The following is a 23,203-nucleotide window of genomic DNA, read 5'->3' as shown; positions in this document are numbered from 1 at the left end:
ACCTCTATCCGAGTTCGGACGCATGCCTGCGTTACATAGGCATGCTCGGCGCCACCCTCGCTCTGACAACCATATGGGTCCCGCCAAATTGTGTTGGTAGCGCTAAAAGATATGTGGTTTTAGAGCTAGTTATTTGCATTCATTAGGTCGTCTATGTGTGAGACGCGCAGGAAGGACGATCTAAATCGTAGTAAACGATTTTCCGACAGTTGAAAACCAAATGGAACGTTACCTCATGTGTTTCAGCCACGAAAACCTTGCAGCACAGAAAAACCTCGAGTGAATGAGGGGTCTCGAGCTCGGAGCAAAAGGTCAACACTCGAGGATCGCAACACTTGAGCTTTCGCGGCTGCCATCCGGGATGCGCCGCAAGTACCTAGGTGATTCCGAATGCGGTTATCACGGGGACTTATCTGTTAACGCCGTACATGTACATTCTGTGGCAACGTGTGCCATTTCGGCACTCGAAACCACCCCAAGGCTGGCGAGTGCGCCGCCGTAGCGTCTTCTGAAGCAGGCATATAGCGCTGCAGCGCACCCGAAGAAGTTCACACCGCCTCGCCGTTCAATGTCGTGCTTCACGCCCCGGACTTGGCCGGGCATCCCCCGAGGGAAGCTGTACGCGTACTAACGACAGCAATGGTTTTATTCCGTTAATGATAGGACAGGCACGCTCGGCCGTCCCAGCCACTGGATTCTCCGACTTTGTGTCATGCAACTCGGAAAATGACTACAACAATCGATGTTCCTACGTTGGAAAGGGTTATATCCAATTAGTGATTCCACTCTGAAAGAGACTGGCCTTCTCCGATTTCTGCTCCACCTTGATGGATGTGCGGATAGCTTCGATGAACCTCACATTATCGAAGGAGATAACAGGGCTGACAGAATTAGGCAGAATCACTTGGCGCGGCAGTTGGCTCATCAGTTCTGGGGGCAGCTTTTTCAATTTTGAGCCATTCGTTGACTAGCGACGGGATCGCAGTAACAACTTCCGAGCCAATGATCAGATTTGAAATTGCTCCACGGTGCAAAAGGTCAATAATGCGACATAAGTAGCTCTTACCTTGATCCATCCAAGTTGAATAAGCATCCACAAAAAGAGTCAAAGAAAGTTGTGTGCCTGTTTCTCGTTCGACCACTTGACGCTCGAAACCATCGAGATCCGCGATATAGATTGCGTCACTGATTTTAGAGCCGAAAGTGGTGGTGTAGTAGTAGCACTTGAATTCCCAAAGAGCGATAGGATTTGTGCATGTCGGGAATGCACCGTCCATGCGGCGACTCATCGACCCCACCATGACTCCCTCTTCGGTGAATACAGGCAAACGACGCGGATCCTGATCGAAATCTCGCCCTTGCAAATAGTGAGAAATCAAAATGTTTGACGTGGCCGTAAGGAAGTCAATATCACGCTTCTCTCCCTTTTGCTTATTGAAGGGTGCTTCAGCAGGAACTCCATCAATCACTTTATAGAGTCGGGAGTTTTCCAAGCCTTGCTTGTTCGAAGTGAAGGTGTATCCGTCTGTGTAGGTTTCAACCACACTTTCAAACAACGCTTTTGCTTCTTCTGCCGTCTGCAAATGATCTGCAATGAAACCTTCGATCAAGTCGGCTCGGAATTTAAAATAATTGGCCAAGTGAATGGTAGAAAACTTTGTTTCAGGGTTGCTGGTTAGTTCATCGGCAGAAAGCCCAAGATTAGCTAGTCCGCGCCGGATGTCTTCTTCAGTATGCTTGAGGATTGTTTTGCGCCTGGAGTAACCGAGGTTCTCGGAGAGGGCACGTACGTAATGCCAAAATTCCTGGGGCATACGTAGCCATTGTGAATCTGCCTTCATTTATTCACGACCTCGTTCCTCTAGCAACTGGATAACTGATATCCCGAGTGCTTTGGCGAGTTCTTCTGCTTCTACAATGTCCAAACGCCGGGCTCCCGATTCGACGTTCGAAACCCAGGACTGCGGGACGCCGAGCGCACACGCAAGCTCAGCTTGCGTCATCCTCCTAACGGATCGCCAAGACCGAATCGCACCGGCAACCTGTAGCCTGCGAGCTTGTAGTGTGCGCTTATCCACAAGGCGAGCCTATATTCGGATATTTGATTATCTAAAATTCGGATATCCTGGTATCCTCTCAAACATGAGATCTACGCACGGAGCCCCGCCTCCCCAATTGCTGAAGTGGGTCGGCAACAAACAAAGAGTTGCTCGGCAAATCACGCAGTACTTTCCCCAGAATTTTGGTACATATTATGAGCCGTTTCTCGGCTCTGGCGCCGTGCTGGGGGCTGTTCGGCCCTCGTCAGGACACGGATCCGATGTCCTGGAGCCTCTCATAGAAATCTGGCAAGCGGTCGTTGAGAACCCCGAAGACCTAGTAGCCGCATATGATCGGTATCGTTCCCAGTTGGAGCAAGGAAAAGACAAGAAAGACGTGTACGAAACCGCCTTGGCTGAGTTCAATCGAACACGGCGAGGCAGTGAATTTATTTATTTGAGTCGTGCTTGCTACGGCGGTGTCATTCGTTTCCGGCAATCCGATGGCTATATGTCGACACCTGTTGGTGCCCACACTCCGATCTCGACGGAGGCATTCGAGAAACGTGTGTATGCATGGCGGGAATCTGTCAAAAACACCACCTTTACTTGTCGTAGTTATGAAGAAGCATTTGCAGACGCCGAATCTGGTGATTTAATTTACTGTGATCCGCCCTATGTAGATAGTCAAAAGATTCTGTATGGTGCCCAGCGTTTCATATTCGAAGAGCTGGTAGCCAGAATAGACGATGCTAAATCTCGGGGAATCCGAGTCGCACTATCCATCGACGGTTCCAAAAGAAGTGGATCTAAACAAGTATCTCTTAATATTCCCGAGGGTATTTTCGAAACGGAGGTTGACATCGCTGTAGGCGCCTCTATGCTAAGGCGTTTTCAACTTGACGGACAGAATACAGTAGGCGAGCATGTGACAGATCGACTTTTACTGACGTATGAGCCAGACCAGCTACTGTTCTGACTAAATGGTTTACCCCGATGCTTGCAATCGCTGAGCAAAATTCAAAGCCATCGCTGAGTAGCGCCGGTATTAACAGCACATTCGAGCTTTATTTACGGGTGTCGCACTCCATATTGCCTATCAGATTTGGCGAGGAAGGTGGTTAGTTTTCTAGTTAGTCTCTCTTTTCGGGTTGGAGGAGACAACTTCGCAGATGTCGGCGATGTCGCAGTCGAGGTACTGGCAGATTCGGAGAAGCGTGTCAGTGGTGACGTTTTCTCCCCTGGTCAGACGCGAAATGGAGGCAGCGGACACACCCGCTTCCCTACGTAGGTCTTCTTTCTTCCTCTTCTTGTCAATGAGGAGCTTCCAGAGTTTGGTGTAATCCAGGCGTAGGGTGAGTGGAGTTTTTTTCGGTGTTTCCATGTTTACTTCGTTCCCCATTCTCGACCAAAGAGTGCTTCTTCTCCTTCACCAAGTGCGATACGCGTGTGCTCTTTGATGAGTTGCTGGATGTCAGTGTGATAGCGGTCGATCTCGTCGATTGCTATGAATACCTGCTTGTCAGTGATGCTTGCGTAGCGCTGCAAGATCCGTTCGACGGTAGCTTTTTCTATATTAGCGATCATAAATGAGTCGTGAATGATGGCGGGTAGGGCTGATGTCTCCAGCAGGGCGATATCGAATGTGATCAGCCCTCGAAAGCCTGATCCTGTCCCGGAGTCATTGACGATTTGAAAACCGTATCTGTCGATCTCGCGCAGTGTTAGCTCAGGTGCGGTTCGTTTTTCGTTTGTGAGGTACCCGTCGATCTTGGCCATCGCTGTGTTCATCGTTTTCTGAACGCTGGCAAGGATGCTGGCAGAGTCTTCTTTGAGTTGGTTCTCCGCTTGTTTGAGCTCTGTCTGGAACTTGTCACGAGTCTGGTAATGGCGGTTAGCGGTAGTTAAGCGCCCTATTTCACTTTGGATGGCATGGTACGACTCAAGTGCTTTCACTCCCGGGGTCGGAGCCGTCGTAATTGCGGTCTGTTCGTTGTCGAGCCGATCGAGTTGGGTGTTAAGTGATTGGATTTCTTCACGGATTTCAAGGCTGGTTTCTTTGATCTGCTTTGTCAGAATCTTTTTAATATCACGGTGGAAAGACTCTATTTCTTTAATGTGTCGAAGGTCTGCCTCTGGGAAGAATTCGGTAAGTCCGTCGAACCTAGTTCTTCCCTTGAACTCGTTGGACAAGGTGTCTTCCGATTCTAGTGCGCGTAGTTGGTTAGTCAGACGTGTGCGTCGGCGCAGCAGTTTGCTCTTGGCTTTTTGAATTTCTGCAAGCTGTTCTGCTTCCTGCGCAGAAAGCTGAGTCTCTCGCCCTTCACTACTTGCAACGCGGAGTAGGTCGCGTTGCGACTCTAGCTCTTCAATGCGAGCAAGGTTGGCTTCTACTTCTTTTAAGTTTTTAGCAACGACAAGGTCGTAGTGTTTGGTCGCTGCTTTCGCCCCCTCTAAGGCGTTACGTGACTCTGACTCAATCTCGAGTGTTTCTTTCAAAGGCAAATATTCATCAAACAGGCCAAGGAGGCGCAGAATTCCTTGTTTGTGGGTGTCTGATCGGAATGTCGATAGAGGCAAGCTGGTTTCATAGTTCTTTCGCTGCCAGATTCTGAAGGATCCGCTAACTGCGTTGCGCCAGGTTAACCCGAGTTCTTCGATCCCGTATTGGCGCGCTAAGAGAGCGTTATATTCCTCTAAAGGCATCTCATACCACTGGTGAGTGTGTGGGTCTAGCGCTTTGATGACGTTCGATTTTTCTGTAGAGCGAGTGAATTTGCGTATGGTGTCACCGAACTTGAACGCGAATCGGAATTCGTGTGGCCCAACTTCGTCTAGCGCGTCTTTGGCTAGTCGGATGTAGTCGGTACCTCCAAATACAAAGTCCAAGATCATAAGCATGGTTGATTTGCCGATTGAGTTTGGATTGTTGTCGTTTTTCGTCAGACCAAGAACTATGTTGAGGCCAGGTTTGAAAGGAATCGGGCTCGGGCGGTTCTTCTTGAACGCGTCGCAATCAACTTCAATCAGCACGGTGCACCATTCCTGTCTGTTGGTCAAGCTCGATGCGTCCAAGGGCAAAGAGGCATGTCAAGGCGTCTACGTATTCATCAAGTGAGGGGCGGTTCGCCTTCGGGATCTTGGTATAGAGCTTTGCAGGCTGCAGCGTCTTGTTCCCTAGAGCCTTCAAAATCGGGGCAAAGAACACCAACGTAGATTCATTGAAAGGCACGACTTTACTTGGATACTTCATCAAACACCTGACAATTCTGCACGAAGAAAGCAGCGACGATGAGTGCACCTTGGGATCTGGTGGGAACATCGGCTTGTTTTGCGACCCAATCAACAAAGTCATTGAAAATCAACTGTTGGTCATCAGTGACTTCCACTGCGTCGTCATAAATCGCGCGTACCTTGGTTCTGATGCGTCGGTATGCGCGTTCTTCACCATCATCTAACGCAGTAAATAGGCTTCCCACTTTGTAGTAGTACGCCTCTGCCAGTGTTTTGATAGTTAAGCAAAGTGCGTAGTACTCCGGGCGGATCTTCCTGCTGACTGCGGTTGCTTCGAACTTATCAGGAGAGACCTCTTCCGGCGCATGAGGGTCGGGAGCTTCAGCAAGTGCTCGCACCACTCGGCCTAAATCCTGAGGTGCAGTACCAGCGGAAAAGACTTCATTGAGTTCTTGCACCGTCTCATAGGATCGATAGGCGGCCCTCAGCGGTTCCCAGCCTTCTGGTTCGGACAAGAGATCCGTCGCAGTCATCTTCTTGCTACGAGCACATTGTAAACAGACAAGTACACGGTAGGTTTTCGCTGATTTCGGACTTTGTGGAATCTCGAAAACGTCATACAGAGCCGTGGGGACACCGCCGTCTGTCTTCATCAAAGGATTCTTGCCGCATAAGGGACACACGTTCTGGGAAATGTCGATAAACCAACCATCCGCATCAACAATTTGATCCTTGCGCTTCTTATTGGGGCGCTTGCAGGCATAGAGGAACACCCTAGAAAGGAAGGCAGCCAAACCGTAATTCGCATAGTGTTCCTTCATCGCCGAACAGGTAGTCGTCGCTACTTGCGGATCGTTTTCCAAAAGCTGGACGAGTTGCGCTACCAAATCTGCGTCGAAGTCCTTCATCACTTTATCGCTGATTTCAACAAAAGCGTCTTCAGCATCGCTACTGCGGTCGGTTTGAGTGATTGCTTCAACAATTGATCGTGGAACATCGATGTTTTGCTTCATCAAGTTCGTCGCGAGCTTGGGGTCAACATAAATGTATTCGCCATTTGAATCCTCAGCGTCAATCCAGTCGATCAACATTGAGCACACTCGCTGCTGACCGAAGGTGCTCGGCAAAGCGCTCATGAGCGCAGCAGCGAAGGTTGCGAAGCAGATCTGTGCCATCACACCTCCCTCCTGGAAAACGATGGCAAAACGACGGCAAAACCGTGGCAAGGACTTCTCGCGCCACCTTCGGAAAGATCAGCAGTGGTAACGGGTCCAACGAAGCTGACGGAAAACCTTCTTCATTGTACTCGAAGCCTCTAACAAAAAGGTCGATCAGTACAGCAAAAAGACGAACAGGTAAAGCGCTTAAGGAGGTGACATGAGATGAGCAATAGGAATTCTAAACAGACATCATCGTCGGTAGCTAAGAAAGCTTCAAACGCGCTTCGAGATAAGCGGTCGTCTGCTCGCACGAAATCAATCGCGGCCTCAGCTCTAGCACAGGCCAGACCTAAGTCACGCAGGAAGTGACATCACTGGGTGCTGGGTTGCGGTGCACAGCAGCGCGGCATTCTTTTCTACCTTCCACGACTCCAGCTGGGCGTGGTCGTACCTACTTATTAGCAATTGCGAGACCCGGTTGGGTGCCCACGGGTCACTCCATCACTGCCGTGGTGGGGTGACCCGTTCTTTATGCCCAACCACTTCTAGGTCTCGCAATCGCTTTTAACACGATTCAACCGGTCTCGCTCCAAATCCGCTTAACGGCGGGAAGGAGCCGAGATGACAAAGAAAAATAATACCCCTCGTCCGTATGAAAGCCGTTGTAAAACTGATTCTCGAGGCCAGAAGCATTGGCATGTTTTTGTGCCATCTAAGCGCGGTTATGCATGGCTCGAACTGCCTGATCTACCTGATGATGAGGTCCGCAAGCAGATTCTTAATCCTGATTTTCTACCGGAGTGGAAGGTCGCATGGCTTGCTGCCGAATATGAGCAGTTCCGTGCGCAGGAGAATGCCCGTAAACGTAAGGATACGTCGTATTCGGATTGGCCGGTCGAGCCATGGGATAACGCGGAAGTTGAAGCACACGGCACGTCTTTGCCTGAGGTGTATGCGCTCCAGCAAGCCGAGCAGGCAGAGGCCGAAAAGGTCGTCGCTCAGATACTTCTCCCTCTAACCGACCAGCAGAAGAAGTATTTGACCTTGTCTTTGGGTGACGGTCTTTCGTATGCCGACATCGCCCGGCAAGAGAACCCGGATGCAAGTCAGTCGGAGATAAACAAGTTGGCTGACGGGGTTCGCCAGTGCGTTAACCGTGCCAAAAAAGCAATTCACAAACAGCACGGCTCAACCCGTCCGGATTCCACCTCTGTCGAGGACGTATAAGTGCAAGCCCCAAACGGTGGTTCGCACACCTAACTAGACCCTCGAGAAAGAGGTATTCACATGGTTACACGACACAAGTTACGAATCCGGGTCACTGACCAGCCGGATCCTGACGCGCTAGTGTCAGCCCGCACGGTCACGTTGCGTGAACGACTGCTGGCTCGCCTGCTAGGTCGAAAACAGCAAGTCACGGTGGTGGTGCCCGGACGACAAGTATCGAGTATTGAGGTCATCGAACCACGCGATGATCTAACAGCTTTGGCTGACGCGGTGAACGATGGTGGTGATGTGGCGTGAACATCACCGAATCAAACAAAGTGACTGTTGCTATTAACACCATTGTTCAAGGGTTGACTGCACTGTCAGCAGCCCTTGAAGAAGCGGCGTGGGAACGGTTTGAGGATCATGCAGGCATGCCTGGTGTGCGTCCGGTCGCGGCTTTACGGCTAGCCCAACCAGCACTGGTCGAAGCTACCACCGAGCCTGGACAGGAACTCAAGCAGACAGATTCACAGCCTGCTCCAGTTTCTGAGCCGGTACCTGAACAGGTGTCGTTGGAGCAAGTACGCGCGGTGCTCGCCAAGTTGTCGCAAGCGGGTCATACCGTGAAGGTTCGTGAACTGATCCAAGCAACCGGTGCGGACAAGCTGTCCAACGTGCCTGCGGAAAAGTATGGGTGGTTGTTGGGGCAGGCGGAGGCGATTGGTGATGCCTGACCAACACGCGCTGTTAAGTGCTTCTGGGGCACACCGCTGGTTGGCGTGTCCGCCGTCGGCCCGGCTGGAATCAGACCTGCCTGGGACGACATCGGATGCTGCCGAGCAGGGCACGGCCGCTCACGCCCTAGCGGAGTGGAAACTACGCCGTGCCCTGCATGATGGGCCCACTATCAAACCTGTCTCCGAGTGGATCGACACGGAGATGGAAGCGTTCACGGATGATTACGTGAGCTTCGTTCAAGAACGGCTCCGTCATGCCCGTGAAACGTGTGGGGATCCCACCGTGTTGATCGAGCAGCGGCTGGATTTCTCTCACGTGGTGCCGCGTGGTTTTGGTACCGGGGATGCGGTGATTATCGCCGAACCCACGCTCGAAGTCATTGATTTCAAATATGGACAGGGCGTGCTCGTTGAGGCAGAAAACAATCCGCAGTTGATGTTGTACGCACTCGGAGCGCTGCAAGCTTTCGGTGCCTTGTACGACATCAGTCAGGTCGCGGTGACGATTTATCAGCCTCGGCGAGCCAGCATCTCCACCTGGACGCTCTCTGTCACGGATCTGGAGGTGTGGGCGGAACAGGTAGTTAAACCAACCGCCAGCCTCGCTGCTGTAGGAGAGGGCGAGTTTACCTCGGGTGAATGGTGCCGGTTTTGCAAGCTCGCACCAACCTGCCGCGCACGTGCGGAGGCCAACCTCGCCATCGCCAAGCATGAGTTTGCTGCGCCAGCAGAACTTTCTGATGTGGAAATCGCTGACGTGCTCGCGAAAGTGCCGCAGCTCAAAGCCTGGGCTGCTGACGTGGAAGCCCACGCCCTCTCCCTCGCAATCAATCAAGGCAAACACTGGCCAGGTTTCAAGCTCGTAGAAGGCCGGTCGAACCGGAAATACACCAGCGAGCAAGCAGTTGCTCAAGTGGCTGAGGCTGCCGGTGTCACTGACATCTGGGAGCGGAAGCTGAAAACCATTACCGCACTGGAAAAACAGCTAGGTAAACAGCGCTTTGGCGAACTCTTTGGGGACGTGGTGGTCAAACCAGCAGGTAAACCCACCCTCGTCCCTGACTCAGATAAACGACCCGCCCTCACCACGAGGGACGCGGTCACCGAATTTACACAAACCAAGTAACAATCAAGAAAGAAGGTAAGACACGATGTCTACAACAAATCCGACCCGCGTGGTCACCGGCGAAGTACGCCTGTCATACGCGAACATTTTCGAAGCGAAATCGATCCAAGGTGGTAAGCCGAAGTATTCGGTGTCGCTGATCATCCCGAAACACGATACCGACACGTTAGCCAAGATCGAGCGCGCCGTCGACGCGGCAATCGAAGCGGGCATCGGCAAGTTCGGTGGCAAACGACCCAACAAAGCAGCTTTGAAGCTGCCGCTGCGTGATGGTGATGTCGAGCGTGATGACGAGGCCTATGCGAACGCTATGTTCGTCAACGCCAACTCCATCACCCCACCGCAGGTCGTCGACACCGACTTGCAACCGATTCTGGATCCGACCGAGGTGTACTCCGGCTGCTATGCGCGGGTCAGTATCAGCTTCTATGCGTTCAACACCAACGGCAACAAGGGAATCGCCTGCGGACTGGGCAATATCCAGAAACTCCGTGACGGTGAACCCCTTGGTGGTAACCGCGTCTCCGCTGAAGACGACTTCGGTGCCTTCGCTGCCACAGACGATTTTCTGAGCTAGATGGGAGCGCTGAATATGTCTGAGTGTTTTTCAGCAACGCTAGCTGCCAATAATGTCACGGTTATTTCGCTGGTTGGTGGGGCGGCCTTGGGATGGGTCGTCGCAACAATCCAAATCCGGGCTAGGAAATGGTGGAAAAACCGACGTCACGAAGCGGCAGACACCCTCGAGCCTGCTGCTGGCGTACCGGACGTGACCGGCGACTGGGTCGTCGACTAACCGTTATCACAGCGGATGGGAGGGAGCCTTCTTCAAACTATTGGAGTGGGCTTCCTCCCTGAAGGTCTTAGTTGGAGCTTTTATGCGTGAACTTTTCATCGATATCGAAACCTATAGCCCCGTCAATCTCGCTAAATCCGGGGTCTACCCGTATGCCGAACACAAAGATTTCGACATCCTCCTCTTCGGCTACTCCATCGACGGTAACCCGGTAGAGGTGGTCGATCTCGCCTCAGGCGAAGATCTGCCTGTCGAGGTGTTGGAGGCTGTGGTTGATCCGGGCGTGACAAAGTGGGCGTTCAACGCCGCCTTCGAACGGGTCTGCCTGTCGGCCTGGATCCACCGCCACCACCCAGAACTGCTTGCTGGGCGGCGTTTTCTTGATCCTGCCCAGTGGCACTGCACGATGGTGTGGTCTGCCTATCTGGGGTTACCGATGAGCCTAGACCAGGTAGCGACCGTACTGGACTTACCAGTACAGAAAGACCGGGGAGGAAAGAAACTGATCACCCAGTTTTGCACCCCAGCCAAGCCGAGCGTGCTCAATCACGCATCGGTGCGTAACCCGCCCTCGGCTGATCCGGACGCGTGGGAAGCATTCAAAGCCTATAACTGTCGGGATGTGGAAGTTGAGCTAGCTATCCACGAGCGGCTCGCCGCCTTCCCAATGCCAGATACTGAATGGGACACCTACGCCTTAGACCAGACGATTAATGACACTGGGATCCTGCTGGATCGCACACTCGTCGATCATGCAGTCGAATGCGATACCCAACACCGAGCCACCACGCTCGCGCGTGCCCAGCAACTCACCGGGTTGGATAATCCAAACTCGCCCATCCAACTCAAGGAATGGCTCGCCAGCAAAGGATGTCCGATGACCTCGCTGACCAAAGCAGAAGTCGCTACTGCCCTTGAAACCGCTACCGGCGACGTGCGCGAAGCCCTAGAACTACGAGGCGAACTGGCCAAATCCTCAGTCAAGAAATACGAGGCGATGCAACACGTAGCAGGACGTGATGGGCGCGGACGCGGACTCCTCCAGTTCTATGGTGCAGGCCGCACCGGAAGGTTCGCTGGACGCCTGGTGCAAGTCCAGAACCTGCCACGCAATTATCTGCCCGACCTTGCCCAGGCTCGCGGCCTCGTCCGAGATGGCCTGTTCGATGCACTCGAACTGCTGTATCCATCAGTACCCGACACACTGTCCCAACTGATCCGCACTGCATTCATCCCCACTCCCGGTCATAAGTTCGTCGTCGCTGATTTCTCGGCGATTGAAGCACGCGTGATTGCATGGCTGGCTGGCGAAACCACCACACTGCAAGCCTTCCGTGAGGGCAAAGACTTATATTGCGAAACCGCGAGCAGGATGTTCGGTGTACCGGTGGACAAACACGGCATCAACAGTGAGCTGCGGCAGAAAGGCAAAATCGCGGTTCTCGCCTGCGGGTACGGCGGCTCGGTGGGCGCGCTGAAAGCCATGGGAGCCTTGCGCATGGGCCTAGCCGAACACGAGCTACAACCCATCGTGAACGCCTGGCGAGCCGCCAACCCCAACATCGTCGATCTATGGGAACAAATCAACACTGCCGCTATTGAGGCGATCACCACTCGAACGCCCACTAGTGTTGGCTCGCTAACTTTCTCAGTGGAGTCTGGGATCTTGTTCATCGGGCTGCCTTCTAGGCGACGGCTCGCCTATGCGAAACCACGGCTAGGTGAAAACCGATTCGGTGGCACCTCAATCCTCTATGAAGGCCTTACCACTGGACGTAAATGGGGCGTGATGGAAACCTATGGTGGGAAACTGACCGAGAACATCGTCCAAGCCACCGCCAGAGACCTCCTCACTCACGGCATGCACCACGTCGCGAATGCTGGGCACAGGATTGTCATGCACGTCCACGACGAACTCGTCGTCGAAACCGCCACCGCCACCGTCGAAGAAATATGCTCCCTCATGGCCACCGCGCCTGATTGGGCTGACGGGTTGCCGCTAGCTGCAGATGGGTATGAGTGCGAGTTCTACCGGAAAGACTGATCCACATAGCCTTCGATGAACAGGTAGAGGTCGCGGGCTTGTGGTCGTGGGTCTGCCTGGAGTTGGTATGACCATTCGAAGATCATCTCGTCGTCCATGAACTCCAGCATCGTTCTCATTGTTGCGTGATCCATGCTGCCGATTGTTGTGGTCTGTGGTGTTTTTGTCGGCTGGGTAAACCCGGTTCAAAAAGTGACCTAAGTTACCCCGTCCGGATTGGAGGGCTGTCAGGGGCGTATAGCTGAGAGCCTCACGCAAACCGCAGTGGGCGGTGTGCGGACATAGTCAGTTCTGGCTCTCAGAAAAGGAGCCGATCATGGCTAGCACGCTTCAAGCGTTTAGTAATGATGCGTTCGGTACGGTTCGCACGATAGAGCACGATGGCAAGGTCTATTTCTGTGGCCGCGATGTGGCCACCGCCCTCGGATATGTGAACACTAAGGACGCTTTAGCTCGTCACTGCAAGGGGGTCGTGAAACACTACCCCCTTCAAACCGCTGGTGGTATCCAGCAGGTGCGGTTTATTACCGAAGGTGACCTGTATCGGCTGGTTGCTTCGTCGCAGCTGCCAGCGGCTCAGCAATTCGAGTCCTGGGTTTTCGATGAGGTGTTGCCGTCGATTCGCCGTCACGGCTTGTATGCCATTGACGAGATTTTGGATAACGACGAGCTACTCGAACAGGCGCTCGTGCGGCTACGTGGTGAGCGAGCAAAACGGTTAGCAGCCGAACAAGCACTGCTGGAGGCGGCACCGAAAGTGTCGTATTACGACATTGTGTTGCAGTCGGATTCGTTGCTGACGACCACAGAGATTGCGAAAGACTACGGGCTGAGTGCTAAGCGGTTGAATCGGATTCTTGCCGATGAGGGTGTGCAGTTTCGCCAGTCTGGTCGCTGGTTCCTCTACGCCCAATACGCAGAGCAGGGTTACACGCAGTCGAAAACCCATGAATATGACGAGGGCAAAACCCGAACTCACATGTACTGGACTCAAAAAGGTCGCCTGTTTATCTACGACTTGCTGAAAAACCAGCGTGGCCTGCTGCCGGTGATCGAACAAGAAAACGGCGGTAATTAACATGCACGCCACTCTTACAGGATTATCGCCACGCAATATCGAAGGCTATGCGGATCCGACCGTGTTTCAAGCACTAAAGAATATCCAGCGCACGGCCTATGGTTACCGGCCATTGACCTACATCTGCTCACCGTATTCGGGTGATGCTGAAGCCAACGTCAACCTGGCGCGAGAGTTCTGCTCTCATGCGGTAAAGAGACGCAAGATCCCGCTCGCCCCGCACTTGCTGTTTCCCCAGTTCATGAACGACGCCGATCCCGAGCAGCGTGATCTGGCGATGTTCTTTAACCGGATTTTGCTGTCGAAGTGCGAAGAAGTCTGGGTGTACACGGGGCACGTGTCAGCGGGCATGCGTCTCGAGATCGAGTGGGCGCACCATCTTGAGATACCGATTTTCTATTTTGACCAGGCTTTTGAGGAGGTCAGCCTGTGAAGACGATGACGATGTTTACCGCCAATGTGACGGGTCAAGAAAACAACGCCTACTACCCGAACAAACACGCTGTCACGAGTGCCGGTGAGTTAGAGAAAGTGGCCAGGCTGGATCACGTGGTCGCCGAATACCAAGGCGGGCGACGCTCTTCGACGAACTTCGTGGCCTCGGATTGCGTGGTCATGGACGTTGATAACTCTCACACCGATCACTCAGACGAGTGGGTCACCCCAGACGGGCTGGCTGACCGGTTACCGGGTGTGGCTTTCATGACTGCCACGTCCCGCAATGACATGAGACCGAAGGGTGTGTTATCGGCGAGGCCGCGTTTTCACGTCTACTTCCCGATAGCAGCGGTGACGGACGCCAATCAGTATGCGGGGTTAAAGCGTCGTCTAGCCGCCAGGTATTCCTTTTTCGATACGCAGGCTTTGGATGCGGGTCGGTTCATCTACGGGCACCTGGCCCCTGAGGTCACCGCCTATGAGGGCGAAATGTTGCTTGATGCGTGGTTGGATGCCGCTGATGAACGTGACGTGTTCGCCGCGTTTGATGCCTCCACTCAGGCGATTGGGGAAGGTTCCCGCAATGCCACCTTGTCGAGGTTCGCCGGGCGGGTACTGATCCGCTACGGGCAGAGCGCGCAGGCTCGGGACTTGTTCGACCAGAAAGCGTCCCTGTGCGAGCCGCCCTTATCCGCCTCGGAGTTGGAGTCGATCTGGAGCTCGGCATGCCGGTTTGCTACCAAGGTGGCAGCTGATCCTGGTTACCTCTCGCCCGAGGCGTATGCGGAGCTGACGAGCCTGCGACCTGATGATTTCACTGATGTGGGGCAAGCGACGGTACTGGCCGGAGAATACGCGGATCGGATCTGCTATTCACCAGCTACAGCGTGGATGGCTTACGACGGTGGTGTGTGGGAGGAGAACGAGCCGAAAGTCCAACACGTTGTTCAAGAACTCACTTCTCGCCAACTTGAGCAAGCACACGCCGAACTCGACCACATTACAGCACGCGCTGGCGATCTTGGTGTCACAGCGATGCTGGTTGCGATGAGTAAGGCCAAAGCACTAGCGGCCTTCAACCCAGATCAGAAACGAGTCTACGACGAGATGGTCGCAGCCCAAGAATGGGTGAAGTTCATTTACAAATGCCGCTCAGATCGCGCAATCCTAGCTGTCATGCGGCAGGCCCGCCCGCTCGCGCTGATCAACCCCGAGGTTCTTGACGCCGATCCTTATCTGCTCAACACGCCCACGGCAACCTACGACCTACGTGACGGAGACAAGCACGACCATGACCCGGGCGACAGGTTGACCAAACAAACCGCCGTCGACCCATCCACCACCGGGATGAACATGTGGCTGGAATCCCTGGAGGTCACATTCGGTGGAGATAAAGAACTGATCGGATACGTGCAACGCGTGTGCGGGCTCGCTGCTATCGGCAAGGTACTAATCGAAGCACTCATTATTGCTTACGGGGATGGCAATAACGGTAAATCCACGTTCTGGAACACCATCGCACGTGTTCTCGGCTCGTATTCAGAAACCATCTCGGCCGAAGTGCTGATCGCAGGGAAGAAAAACAACGCTAAGCACGAAATGGCTGAAACCAGAGCCAGACGTTTGCTGATTGCTGGCGAGAACGACGAGGGCGTGCGCTTGTCGACCTCATCAACCAAACAGTTAGCGTCGACCGACAAAATCGCCGCAGAGAAGAAATATAAAGACCCCTTCTCCTTCACCCCTTCCCACACACTGGTGTTATACACCAACCACCTACCCAGGGTCGGTGCGATGGACACCGGTATTTGGCGACGGCTCATCGTGATCCCATTCGAGCAAACCATCAAACCAGACAAAGACATCAAGAACTACGCCGACCACCTGTTCGAACAGGCAGGCGGTGCGGTATTGGCATGGATTATGGAAGGCGCTCACCTCATCCATGCAGAGGACTACCGACTCAACCCGCCCCCATGCGTGCTGGAAGCATCCGAGAAATATCGGGCAGCCAACGACTGGTTCGCTCACTTCCTCGAAGAATGCTGCCAGACCGGGCCAGGACTCTCAGAGAAATCGGGCGCGGTCTACGAGGCATACCGTGGATGGGCGTTAGCGCGCGGCGAATACGTCCGCTCGGCAGCTGATTTCTACGCCGCTATCGACAAAGGCGGTTTTAGCCGTCGTCGCACAAAAAACGCGCGGATGATCGATGGCCTTGAACTCATCAGTGAGTTCCTTGTCTAACAGCCCTTGGGTGACAGGGGTGTCAGGTGCTACTGGACTTCTCTTAAGAGAAAAACAATAACTACCTCTATAGAAGTCTAGGAAACCACATGACACCCCCGTCACCCTCCATAAATCATTCGGAGAGTGACATGAACGAAAAACACATCGAACAAGCCCTCAAACACGCCGTTGATGAGCTTGGCGGGCTGTGCTGGAAACTCGTCAGCCCCGGCACCGTTGGCGTACCAGACCGCATCTGCATCTATCACGGACGCATCGTGTTCGTGGAACTTAAAGCACCTGGACGTTCCCCGCGCCCGATTCAGCGCCGTCGTATCCAACAACTTCGCGACCACGGGATGAGCGTGCATGTTGTTGATTCGCGTGCAGGGATTGAGGAGGTGCGTGATGCGCTATCAGCCGCATAACTACCAAGCTCAAGCCACGCAGTTCATCGAAGATCACCCGCAGGCGGCAATCCTGCTCGGAATGGGGCTGGGCAAAACCGTCATCACGCTCACCGCGATCTGGAACCTCGTGCTGGACTCCTTCCAAGCCAGCCGAGTACTGGTGATCGCACCACTACGAGTAGCCCGCGACACCTGGCCCACCGAGGCCGCTAAATGGGATCACCTATCGGGCCTGACGGTCGCTGTCGCAGTCGGCACCAAAACTGAACGAATCAACGCTTTAGCCAGGCAGGCGATGGTCACGGTGATCAACCGCGAAAACGTGCCCTGGCTCGTCAAACAGCTCGGGAACGCTTGGCCGTTTGACATGGTCGTCATCGACGAACTGAGCTCGTTTAAGAACCAGCGCGCGCAGCGGTTCAAAGCCCTGGCTAGCGTGCGCCCGAAAATCAGCCGGATTGTTGGCCTGACCGGTACACCAGCGGCGAATGGGCTGATGGACTTGTGGGCCCAGTACCGGCTGTTAGATGAAGGCCAACGCCTCGGCCGGTTTATCACCGGCTACCGCAACCGCTGGTTCGTTCCCGATAAACGCAACGGACAACAAATCTTCACCTACAAGCCCAGGCCGGGAGCAGAAGACGACATCTACGCAGCGATTTCAGATATCACGTTGTCGATGAGAACCACCGACCACCTGCAGCTACCGAAACTGACGGTCACCACCACCAACGTGATCCTCGAAGCACGGGATCGGAAAGTCTACGACCAGCTTCGCGACGAACTGGTCGTAGACCTCGACGGACAGATGATTGATGCCGCGAACGCTGCCGCGTTGTCAGGCAAACTCTTACAGCTGGCCTCCGGGGCGATCTACAACAGTGACGGTGAGACGATCACAGTCCACGATGCCAAACTCGACGCCCTCGAAGACCTCGTGGAAGCAGCCAACGGACAAAACCTCCTCGTGGCGTACTGGTTCCAACACGACCTGGCTCGCATCCGGCAGCGCTTCCCACACGCGCGGCCACTGACCACATCGGCTGACATCGAATCCTGGAATGCAGGCGAGTTCAGCCTGGGGTTGATTCATCCGGCCTCTGCCGGACACGGACTCAACCTGCAAACCGGTGGGAGCCTGCTGGTGTGGTTCTCGCTGACCTGGAGCCTGGAACTGTATCAGCAGACGAATGCCCGCCTACATCGACAAGGCCAGCAAAATCCCGTCACGATCACCCACCTCGTCGCCCAGGACACGCTCGACGAAGCAGTCCTAGCAGCACTCGAACATAAAGACGTCACCCAATCCGCGCTCATTGACGCGGTCACCAGCGAACTACACCTACCCGACCACACCAGAAAGGCGTGAACGCAATGCATGTGATGACCAAATACCTCGACACAAGAAAGGCAGCAATCGCCGCCCTGCAGGATTTCCCTGTCATGGAGCACCTGGCCGAACAAACCAGCCACGTCGCAGACGACCTGCGCGCCGACCTGACTACGCCTGCAAGCCCGCGCATGGATGGCACCCCACGCCATGCCAACCCGCACGCAACCGAAAACCGGATCGCCGCCACCCTCGACAAGATCGACCTGCTTGCCGAACGCCAACGCCAAGCCCGCCAATACATGGACTGGTTCCTACCAGCCTGGGGCCTGCTCTCCGAAGACGACCGGTTCGTGCTAGAAGCGTTCTTTCTTGGTGATGGGCCACAAGAAGACGCCGTCAACCAGGTGTGCGACCACTTCTACGTCGAACGCTCCACGGCTTATCAGAAGAAATCCCGAGCAGTGGCCAGGCTAGCTAACGCCTTGTACGGAAGGCTCGAATAGAAGGCTGGCGTTAAAAGGTGTCACAAACACCGGATGCATTTCCGGTTTTGCCCACCTAGCCTAGTAAGTGGTTGAAAAGTAGGAACAGCGACCCCCAGACGAATTCTCGGTAGCCAGTCTGGGGGTCGCTGCTTTTCGTGGAAAGCGGGTGAGCCGGATGCCAAGGAAACCAAAGCGGCCATGTTCCCACCCCGGCTGTCCAGAACTCACTCACGATAGGTTCTGCCCAGCCCACGCGAAAGCAGAAGACACCCGCTACCGCAAGTATCAGCGTGACCCCGCAATCAACAAACGCTACGACCACAGGTGGAGAAAGATCCGCAACCGATACATCGCAGCACACCCACTGTGCGAAGGCTGCCTCGAGCGTGGCCACACCACGCCCGCTCAAGAAGTCCATCACGTTATGCCGCTCGAGCATGGCGGCACCCATGATGAGGCGAACCTGCGAGCACTGTGCAAGCCGTGCCATTCCCGCCAGTCAGCTCTTGATGGAGACCGATGGCGGCAAGCCCCAAGGGTCTATTCCTACTAGTAGATCGCACACGTCGCCCCCTGTCGCGTCCAGTTTGCCCAACCTCAACGATGCCCACCTGCGGCGTGTTCGCCCGACAGGGGCGATCCTGGTGCGCCTGGCAAGGGGGTAAGGGGGTGGCGATCTCTACGGCCTTTCTGCTCCTCAGCGGGCGGGGCCAACCGCGCAGAAAAATTTGGAATCAAACGGGGTATTGACCCGATCCGGTTTCAAAGATGATTCGCCATGGTTTTCGATTAAGGAGATCCATCACCCTGGCGGGCTGATAGACGAGGCTGAGACAGGTTAACAGCCAGTGCGCCCAGTCACCAGGCTCTTGCTCGTCGAAGCTCTCCAACGCGCCATGGCGAAGATGATCTCTTAACGGCCAAGGCAACCCCTCAGTTTTCTCCTGAACTATTTCATTTGCCTCGGCGATGACAGGTGAACGGTCAGATTTCAGTTCTAACCTGCCGATCATCTGTTTGGGTAAAAGTGGACGCTGTGTCGCCTCGTTGAGTCGGCTAACGATCTGGTTGATCTCTACGTCGCTGGTCGGAATTGATAGGACAGGCAGCTCTTGGACTGCGCGGATTGCTTCTGGTCTGATGGCTAGCGAGATACTGCCGGGGTCTTCGTGGTAGTTCACGTACCTAGCGACGGTTTCCGGGTCGCGGCACACGGCATCTGCCTGAATATCGCCGCCGAATTTACTGGGGTCAACAACCCAATCTGGGCGAATCACTACATCGTCTCTGAGTGCGACGCGGTAAAGATAGATCGGTTTACCGCCATCGCGTTGATCTCCTATCCGTCGATAAACGTTGTGGACGGCGGACTCGTAAGTGCCAAGATGCAATGCTTTAGTCTTTTGCCGGGCTGCCCACTGATCTAGGTTGATCTGGCGTCGCAGCCTAGGGATCGAATCTGGAGCCAATTGTGATATCGGATCATAATCACGTGGTGGCCAGTTTTCGATATGGGTTGTATGGAACCAAGCCTGTGAGCGAAGCACGTCGTCGTTGAGAACGGGTTCGTAATCGTAGATGTACGGTCGGGCGCAGTCCTCAGAATCAGACGGTTCGTCACACTTGGGACACGAACGTGAACCTTGTGACCAAAGGTCGAGCCATTCCCAATCGACCTGAAAAATGTAATCGCATCTTGCGCACCGCATGTTTCTGAGGCGAAAAAATCAATCCGACGATCAGTAACCACATCTTCAAAATACCCGGACTGGCCGCGACACAAGATACCAACAGACAAGGGAGGATCATCAGTGGCCAGAGACGGAACCAACCGGGGCGGACGGCGCGTGCGGGCGGGGGCGAAGCCAGATGCGTTGAATGACAAGCTTGCGAAGGGGCTGCCTGCTACTCGCCTGGAGGATCCGTTGAACCAGCCCTTCGATTTTGAAGGATCCGATATTGGCGAAGGCGCGGTACTTGCTGGTGAGACCATGCCCGAACCCTCTGACTACCTGTCAGAAATCCAGCGCGACGGTAAACCGTTGGGTGCTGACATCGTGTATCGGGAAACCTGGCAATGGCTCGACCAGCGCGGATGTTCACAGTTCGTGGCACCCCGCTTGATTGAAGCCTATGCGCAGGCTTTCGCACGCTACGTGCAATGTGAGCAAGCGATCTCGAAGTTCGGCCTGCTGGGCAAACACCCCACCACCGGTGCCGCCATCGCCTCGCCGTTCGTTGCCATGTCGCAGTCGTTTGGTAAGCAGGCGAATGTGTATTGGTACGAGATTTACGAGATCGTCCGCGCCACATGCACCACTGATTACTCCGGTGCTGCGCCTGGTGATGAGGTGATGGAGCAGCTTCTCAAAGCCCGCTCCTAACCCGCCGATAGTTTCTAACTTCTTTCCGCCTGTCCATCTAGGGGCAGGCGTTTTTGTGTGGCCTTATTGATGAAAGGAAAGTGCTGGTTGTGTTGAAAACTGCTGAGGCTGTGTGTATCGGCCATCCCGATAAGCTGTGTGATCTGGTTGCCGATACGATTCTCGATGACGTGCTGTTGGATGATCCGGCAGCTAGGGTGGCGGTCGAGGTGATGATCTCAGGTCACCGAGTGATCGTCACTGGTGAGATTTCGTCGACGGTGCGTCCTCGTATCCGCCAATCGGTAAGGGACGCGCTACTGCGGGCGGGTTATCGTCCGTGGCGGTTTATTGTCTTTGTGTGGGTACGCCGCCAATCACCGGATATTGCAGCAGGGGTTGCTCGGTCGTTGGAAGCGCACGCCGGTGATGATACCGCGTTCGCGTTACAAGGGGCGGGTGACCAGGGCACTGTTTACGGGTATGCCACCAACGAAACCCCGCAGCGTTTGCCGTTGCCGCTGGTGTTAGCCCGCGAAATGTGCCACCGCCTAGACAAAGCCCGCACGCAAGGAATCATCACTGGGATTAAACCGGATGGTAAGGCTCAAGTGAGCGTCCGCTATGACGACACGGGCAGCCCGGTGTCCGTGGAGACGGTGGTGGTGTCCATCCAGCACGAGGCTGACAAAGACCTCGACGAGCTGGCAGCTGAGGTGAAATCGCTGATCGTTGCGCCAGCGTGCCGACCCCACCTACCGGTTGATGCTGGCACGGAGGTGTTGGTGAACCCGGCTGGAGTGTTCACGGTTGGTGGCCCGAAAGCTGACACGGGGCTGACGGGTCGCAAGCTCATGGTTGACACCTATGGCGGTCTGGCTGGTCATGGTGGTGGTGCCTTCTCGGGTAAAGATGCTTCGAAGGTTGACCGGTCAGCCGCTTACATGGCACGCCTGATCGCTAAAACCATTGTTGACGCACGCCTTGCTGAAGAATGCCAGGTCGGGGTCTCGTATGCGATTGGCAAAGCTGACCCGGTCGCATTCACTGTTGACACGTTCGGTACCGGCCAGCACCCAGACTGGCTACTCACCGCTGCTGCACGAGACGTGTTCCCGCTACGCCCAGCAGCCATCATCGACCTGCTGCGTCTGCGCGCACCGGGCTACGCGAACTATTCGACTTACGGGCGCCTCGGCTACCCGGGGCAACGCTGGGAGGACGCGTTTAGCCATATTGACTCACTACGAAAGGCGGTGACCACTCATGCTGGTCAAACCCATGCCCATCAGTGAACTGAAGCCTGCTGACTATAACCCGCGTAAAGACCTCCAGCCAGGCGATGCGGAGTATGAAAAACTCAAACGGTCGCTGACCGAGTTCGGCTATGTCGAACCCGTCATCTGGAACCAGACCACGGGCAATGTGGTCGGTGGGCATCAGCGACTCAAAGTGCTCGAAGACCTCGGCCACACCACAGTCGACTGCGTGATCGTTGAACTCGACGAAACCCGCGAAAAAGCCCTCAACGTCGCCTTGAACAAGATCAGTGGGGCGTGGGATGAGGACAAACTCGCACTGCTGATCGCTGACCTGGATGCCAGTGATTTTGATGTGGAGCTGACTGGTTTTGATGATGCTGAAATCCAAACCCTCATCGGTTCCCTCGACGATGATGACGTGGCCGATGATGACTTTGATCTGAGTGCAGCCCTTGAAGCGGCCTCGTTTGTGGAACGGGGTGATGTGTGGACGGTGGGCAGGCACCGCCTAGTGTGTGGGGATGCCACGAATCCGGATGATGTTGCTGTGTTGATGGGTGGTAAGCAGGCCAATCTGGTGGTCACTGATCCGCCTTATAACGTGGCGTTTGAATCATCCGAAGGTCTCAAGATTAAAGGTGATAAGCAGTCGGACTCGGCGTTTTACGAGTTCCTGCTTGCCGCATTCACCAACATGAACACCTCCCTGGAAAAAGGTGGGTCGGCGTATGTGTTCCACGCCGACACTGAGGGCTTGAATTTCCGTAAAGCCTTTACCCAAGCAGGATTCAAACTGTCTGGGTGTTGCATTTGGGTCAAAGACTCCCTCGTGCTCGGCAGGAGCCCGTATCAGTGGCAGCACGAACCGGTGCTATTCGGGTGGAAGCAAGGCGGTAAACACAAATGGTATGCCGACCGCAAACAAACCACGATCTGGAACTTCGACAAACCCCGGAAGAACTCAGATCATCCCACATCGAAGCCACTGGACTTGCTGGCCTACCCGATCCGCAATTCCACGCAAGCCAACGCCATCGTGCTCGACACGTTCGCAGGCTCCGGGTCAACACTCATGGCTTGTGAGGCCACCGACCGCATCGCCTACTGCATGGAGTTAGACGAAAAATACGCCAGCGTCATCTTGCGCCGCTACGCCGAACACACCGGGGACGCGGCCGGGATCACCTGCCACCGCGACGGTAGGCAACTGTCGTACCTCGACGTCGTAAAAGACGTAGAACGCGACTAACCCCAACGATC

The 23,203-nt window shown here is 54.7% G+C and carries 26 protein-coding genes; 18 read left to right on the top strand and 8 right to left on the bottom strand.

Going from position 1 to position 23,203, the window contains the following annotated elements; all coding sequences use genetic code 11:
* Positions 1 to 890: 890 nt before the first annotated feature.
* Positions 891 to 1,841 (bottom strand): DUF7687 domain-containing protein, encoded by a 951-nt coding sequence (locus tag EL234_RS07920; protein WP_126416942.1) that lies wholly within the window; start codon positions 1,839 to 1,841, stop codon positions 891 to 893.
* Positions 1,842 to 2,078 (bottom strand): helix-turn-helix domain-containing protein, encoded by a 237-nt coding sequence (locus EL234_RS07915; RefSeq protein WP_277870825.1) that lies wholly within the window; start codon positions 2,076 to 2,078, stop codon positions 1,842 to 1,844.
* A 97-nt stretch (positions 2,079 to 2,175) separates the two neighbouring features.
* On the opposite strand from EL234_RS07915, the gene EL234_RS07910 reads away from it, so the two are divergent.
* Positions 2,176 to 3,018: a DNA adenine methylase gene (locus EL234_RS07910; RefSeq protein WP_241968988.1), complete on the top strand. Its 843-nt coding sequence runs from the start codon at positions 2,176 to 2,178 to the stop codon at positions 3,016 to 3,018.
* 150 nt (positions 3,019 to 3,168) lie between these two features.
* Here the strand turns inward: EL234_RS07910 and EL234_RS07905 are convergent, their stop codons facing one another.
* The 4 genes from EL234_RS07905 to EL234_RS07890 are packed head-to-tail and all read right to left on the bottom strand — an operon-like array spanning position 3,169 to position 6,448.
* A complete protein-coding gene (locus EL234_RS07905; RefSeq protein ID WP_126416939.1) occupies positions 3,169 to 3,423 on the bottom strand; it encodes a helix-turn-helix domain-containing protein in 255 nt (84 codons plus the stop codon).
* Positions 3,424 to 3,425: 2 nt separating this feature from the next.
* On the bottom strand, positions 3,426 to 5,072 hold the full coding sequence (locus EL234_RS07900; RefSeq protein ID WP_126416938.1) for a DUF2326 domain-containing protein: 1,647 nt from the start codon (positions 5,070 to 5,072) through the stop codon (positions 3,426 to 3,428).
* Positions 5,062 to 5,292, bottom strand: coding sequence for an ABC-three component system middle component 7 (locus EL234_RS07895; RefSeq protein WP_126416937.1), 231 nt, complete (start codon positions 5,290 to 5,292; stop codon positions 5,062 to 5,064). Before EL234_RS07895 ends, EL234_RS07900 begins: the two co-directional genes overlap by 11 nt.
* Positions 5,276 to 6,448 carry an ABC-three component system protein gene (locus tag EL234_RS07890; protein ID WP_322787220.1) on the bottom strand — a complete coding sequence of 391 codons (1,173 nt, stop codon included), beginning with the start codon at positions 6,446 to 6,448 and terminating at the stop codon, positions 5,276 to 5,278. Before EL234_RS07890 ends, EL234_RS07895 begins: the two co-directional genes overlap by 17 nt.
* A 690-nt stretch (positions 6,449 to 7,138) precedes the next feature.
* On the opposite strand from EL234_RS07890, the gene EL234_RS07885 reads away from it, so the two are divergent.
* From EL234_RS07885 to EL234_RS07855, 7 genes are all read left to right on the top strand, one after another.
* Positions 7,139 to 7,660, top strand: coding sequence for a sigma-70 family RNA polymerase sigma factor (locus tag EL234_RS07885; protein ID WP_126416935.1), 522 nt, complete (start codon positions 7,139 to 7,141; stop codon positions 7,658 to 7,660).
* A gap of 60 nt (positions 7,661 to 7,720) precedes the next feature.
* Positions 7,721 to 7,957 carry a hypothetical protein gene (locus EL234_RS07880; RefSeq protein WP_126416934.1) on the top strand — a complete coding sequence of 79 codons (237 nt, stop codon included), beginning with the start codon at positions 7,721 to 7,723 and terminating at the stop codon, positions 7,955 to 7,957.
* Positions 7,954 to 8,376, top strand: coding sequence for a hypothetical protein (locus tag EL234_RS07875; protein WP_126416933.1), 423 nt, complete (start codon positions 7,954 to 7,956; stop codon positions 8,374 to 8,376). Before EL234_RS07880 ends, EL234_RS07875 begins: the two co-directional genes overlap by 4 nt.
* On the top strand, positions 8,369 to 9,505 hold the full coding sequence (locus EL234_RS07870) for a DUF2800 domain-containing protein (protein ID WP_126416932.1): 1,137 nt from the start codon (positions 8,369 to 8,371) through the stop codon (positions 9,503 to 9,505). The genes EL234_RS07875 and EL234_RS07870 overlap by 8 nt, the downstream gene beginning before the upstream one ends.
* Positions 9,506 to 9,530: 25 nt before the next feature.
* On the top strand, positions 9,531 to 10,082 hold the full coding sequence (locus EL234_RS07865) for a DUF2815 family protein (protein WP_126416931.1): 552 nt from the start codon (positions 9,531 to 9,533) through the stop codon (positions 10,080 to 10,082).
* Positions 10,083 to 10,097: 15 nt separating this feature from the next.
* Complete coding sequence (locus tag EL234_RS07860) at positions 10,098 to 10,301, top strand: hypothetical protein (protein WP_126416930.1); 204 nt, start codon at positions 10,098 to 10,100, stop codon at positions 10,299 to 10,301.
* Positions 10,302 to 10,383: 82 nt separating this feature from the next.
* Positions 10,384 to 12,345 (top strand): DNA polymerase, encoded by a 1,962-nt coding sequence (locus EL234_RS07855; RefSeq protein ID WP_126416929.1) that lies wholly within the window; start codon positions 10,384 to 10,386, stop codon positions 12,343 to 12,345.
* Here EL234_RS07855 and EL234_RS09360 read toward each other — a convergent pair.
* A complete protein-coding gene (locus EL234_RS09360) occupies positions 12,330 to 12,479 on the bottom strand; it encodes a hypothetical protein (RefSeq protein ID WP_164712438.1) in 150 nt (49 codons plus the stop codon). The genes EL234_RS07855 and EL234_RS09360 overlap by 16 nt on opposite strands.
* Positions 12,480 to 12,661: 182 nt before the next feature.
* Between EL234_RS09360 and EL234_RS07850 the strand changes: the two genes are divergently transcribed.
* From EL234_RS07850 to EL234_RS07820, 7 genes are all read left to right on the top strand, one after another.
* A complete protein-coding gene (locus EL234_RS07850) occupies positions 12,662 to 13,423 on the top strand; it encodes a phage antirepressor (protein WP_126416928.1) in 762 nt (253 codons plus the stop codon).
* Position 13,424: 1 nt separating this feature from the next.
* A complete protein-coding gene (locus EL234_RS07845) occupies positions 13,425 to 13,856 on the top strand; it encodes a DUF7768 domain-containing protein (RefSeq protein ID WP_126416927.1) in 432 nt (143 codons plus the stop codon).
* Positions 13,857 to 13,861: 5 nt separating this feature from the next.
* Complete coding sequence (locus EL234_RS07840) at positions 13,862 to 16,108, top strand: phage/plasmid primase, P4 family (RefSeq protein WP_126417308.1); 2,247 nt, start codon at positions 13,862 to 13,864, stop codon at positions 16,106 to 16,108.
* A 131-nt stretch (positions 16,109 to 16,239) separates the two neighbouring features.
* A complete protein-coding gene (locus EL234_RS07835; RefSeq protein WP_126416926.1) occupies positions 16,240 to 16,518 on the top strand; it encodes a VRR-NUC domain-containing protein in 279 nt (92 codons plus the stop codon).
* Positions 16,499 to 17,869, top strand: a complete 1,371-nt coding sequence (locus tag EL234_RS07830; RefSeq protein ID WP_126417307.1) for a DEAD/DEAH box helicase — start codon at positions 16,499 to 16,501, stop codon at positions 17,867 to 17,869. The genes EL234_RS07835 and EL234_RS07830 overlap by 20 nt, the downstream gene beginning before the upstream one ends.
* A gap of 5 nt (positions 17,870 to 17,874) precedes the next feature.
* On the top strand, positions 17,875 to 18,336 hold the full coding sequence (locus EL234_RS07825; RefSeq protein WP_126416925.1) for a hypothetical protein: 462 nt from the start codon (positions 17,875 to 17,877) through the stop codon (positions 18,334 to 18,336).
* 157 nt (positions 18,337 to 18,493) lie between these two features.
* Complete coding sequence (locus EL234_RS07820) at positions 18,494 to 18,871, top strand: HNH endonuclease (RefSeq protein ID WP_126416924.1); 378 nt, start codon at positions 18,494 to 18,496, stop codon at positions 18,869 to 18,871.
* A gap of 181 nt (positions 18,872 to 19,052) precedes the next feature.
* Here EL234_RS07820 and EL234_RS07815 read toward each other — a convergent pair whose 3' ends face one another.
* Complete coding sequence (locus EL234_RS07815) at positions 19,053 to 19,865, bottom strand: hypothetical protein (RefSeq protein ID WP_126416923.1); 813 nt, start codon at positions 19,863 to 19,865, stop codon at positions 19,053 to 19,055.
* Between the two features lie 264 nt (positions 19,866 to 20,129).
* Here EL234_RS07815 and EL234_RS07810 point away from each other — a divergent pair, with 264 nt between their 5' ends.
* The 3 genes from EL234_RS07810 to EL234_RS07800 all read left to right on the top strand — a co-directional run bounded on the left by EL234_RS07810 (position 20,130) and on the right by EL234_RS07800 (position 23,192).
* Positions 20,130 to 20,702 (top strand): P27 family phage terminase small subunit, encoded by a 573-nt coding sequence (locus EL234_RS07810; protein ID WP_126416922.1) that lies wholly within the window; start codon positions 20,130 to 20,132, stop codon positions 20,700 to 20,702.
* 83 nt (positions 20,703 to 20,785) lie between these two features.
* The gene (gene metK, locus EL234_RS07805) at positions 20,786 to 21,976 is read left to right on the top strand and encodes a methionine adenosyltransferase (protein WP_126417306.1); all 1,191 of its coding nucleotides are present in this window, start codon (positions 20,786 to 20,788) and stop codon (positions 21,974 to 21,976) included.
* Positions 21,948 to 23,192 (top strand): site-specific DNA-methyltransferase, encoded by a 1,245-nt coding sequence (locus EL234_RS07800; RefSeq protein ID WP_126416921.1) that lies wholly within the window; start codon positions 21,948 to 21,950, stop codon positions 23,190 to 23,192. Before metK ends, EL234_RS07800 begins: the two co-directional genes overlap by 29 nt.
* The last annotated feature ends 11 nt before the right edge of the window (positions 23,193 to 23,203 follow it).

Origin of the sequence: Trueperella bialowiezensis (genome assembly GCF_900637955.1) — a bacterium.
Lineage (GTDB): Bacteria > Actinomycetota > Actinomycetes > Actinomycetales > Actinomycetaceae > Trueperella > Trueperella bialowiezensis.
The sequence above is the reverse complement of the archived record's forward strand: the minus strand, read 5'-3'. Positions and strand labels throughout refer to the sequence as shown.